Raw genomic sequence first — 1,819 nt, forward strand, 5'->3', positions numbered from 1 at the left:
GTGACGGGAATAGCCAGCGGGGCCACAGAGGATGTGAACCCGGCTGCATCATCGGTGCTGGGCTGGGTCTCTATGGCTACAGGCATTGCGGGGATGGTGACTGGCGCAGCTCTTGCACCTAAAGGTGTGAAAGCTGCCAGAAAAGCCTGGCGGGAACGCAATATATTTATTCGTGAAAATGTCGATACAACCAGTATCAGGCTTCGTAGTGTGTCGCAACGAAATCCGGTCGAAGCAATATCTTCTTTGGCTGATGACGTACGATCATTTAATCGAAATTCATTTGGGCAGAGACTGATTGGTTATCATGGAACATCTCAGGAAAGTGCCAAAAGTATAATGAAAGATAGGGCTTTTAATGGTTATTTAGCCCAAGACTATAATGATGCTCTCCATTACGCACTTATGCGCTCGACAAAAACAAAGCCAGGTGTTGTGCTGGGTATATATTCAACAGAATCAACGAATGAACATTACGTGATAACCAAGCTAGGATTTTCCCATGCCACAATTTCCACAGTTGATAGCCTGATGTCATCAGCTGGTCACATAAAAATCGAACCTGTATTATCGCCTTCCAGGAAAAATAGTTTCTCTTATGTTAAAGATTTTGGGTTAAGTATGGAGGAAGTATTGAAACGTGTCCGCGATGGTTGGGACGTTGGATCGATGCTTTAATATGTACTCGTCGCAACGGCGTTGATGCATGGGTAGCTATAGGTTGCAATTTCCCTTATCTACTGTAATTCAGACGATTTTAGCCTGCTTGCGGATAGAATGTGGCCGTGCGACTAACAGCAGACGGTTCAATACCGCCACGCCGATGGCAACTTCTGTCTTCTGCGCCGCAAGTGCGCGTTGGGTAACACAAATGCTGAGTCAATGCGTCGGCCAGGGTAGTTGATGTCTAATACCGTCACTCAGCACTCACCATCGGTACCATCGTCTCGAAGCTTTCGAGGCATGGAAAATAACAGACTGTGTCTCATGAATTTTGGTTATTTCACCGGGGCCCGGGCTATTAGACGTCAACTAGTTTTGCCACGTATTGCCTCACCAGTTAATGTTACTTTCTTGCCTCAGCTAAAATGTTACCATCAGCACGGGTTCCCCAGACCCGTTCTCTGCCCCCCTGACCCGCCATTCCTGTAACCTCCGGTGCAATGTTCTGCGATGGCCTTCGGTGAATTTACCCGGATGTGCGTCTTCAGGCCTGAGAAGTAATTCGGTGCTGCCCGGCTGCGGCTCATCTTTCAGCCAGCATTCTGTTTCGTTCCAGACCTCCGCAAAGGGAGCTGCCCGGGTTCGTCAGTGGCGGGGTTTTGAGGGGGCCGGATGATGTAAAGGATTCACAGCACTTTCCTGCCTGGCTACGGAGAGGTCCTGCAAAAACGCGGTTAAATCGCTGTTTTTGTCTCCGGCGGGATCGGTAATCCCCCCATTCTTAACGGAGGTGACAAGTAGAATCAGGTCATGCGTTGAATATGTTGCATCGGTGTATAACCATTCAACGCCATATTCGGGCGTTCGTGATTATAAAACCATTGCCACTGCGTGGCATAGTGCTGTAATTCATCCAGCGATGAAAACAGGTGCTGCCCTAACCAGTCATAGCGTACCGTCCTGTTATAGCGTTCAATATAGGCATTTTGCTGCGGATTGCCGGGCTGGATGAAGTTAATCTGGATACCTTGCTTACAAGCCCATGATATCAATGTAGTACTGGTATATTCCGGTCCATTTGCGTATTACCATGAAGGAGATCGGTGAGTAACATTGATGGAGATCGGTTCGTGTCACTTTCACAGAACCATTTTTA

General features: G+C 47.9%; 3 pseudogenes. 1 reads left to right on the top strand and 2 read right to left on the bottom strand.

From position 1 onward, the window contains the following. A pseudogene (locus tag FU672_RS24745) lies at positions 1-678 on the top strand (hypothetical protein); the annotation flags it as partial. A gap of 405 nt (positions 679-1,083) precedes the next feature. On the opposite strand, the pseudogene FU672_RS25600 reads toward FU672_RS24745, so the two are convergent. Beyond that, positions 1,084-1,266, bottom strand: a pseudogene (locus tag FU672_RS25600) (hypothetical protein); the annotation flags it as partial. 200 nt (positions 1,267-1,466) lie between these two features. Then, positions 1,467-1,742, bottom strand: a pseudogene (locus FU672_RS24755) (transposase); the annotation flags it as partial. Positions 1,743-1,819: the final 77 nt, after the last annotated feature.

Origin of the sequence: Enterobacter asburiae (genome assembly GCF_008080435.1) — a bacterium.
In the GTDB taxonomy this organism is placed as follows: domain Bacteria; phylum Pseudomonadota; class Gammaproteobacteria; order Enterobacterales; family Enterobacteriaceae; genus Enterobacter; species Enterobacter asburiae_C.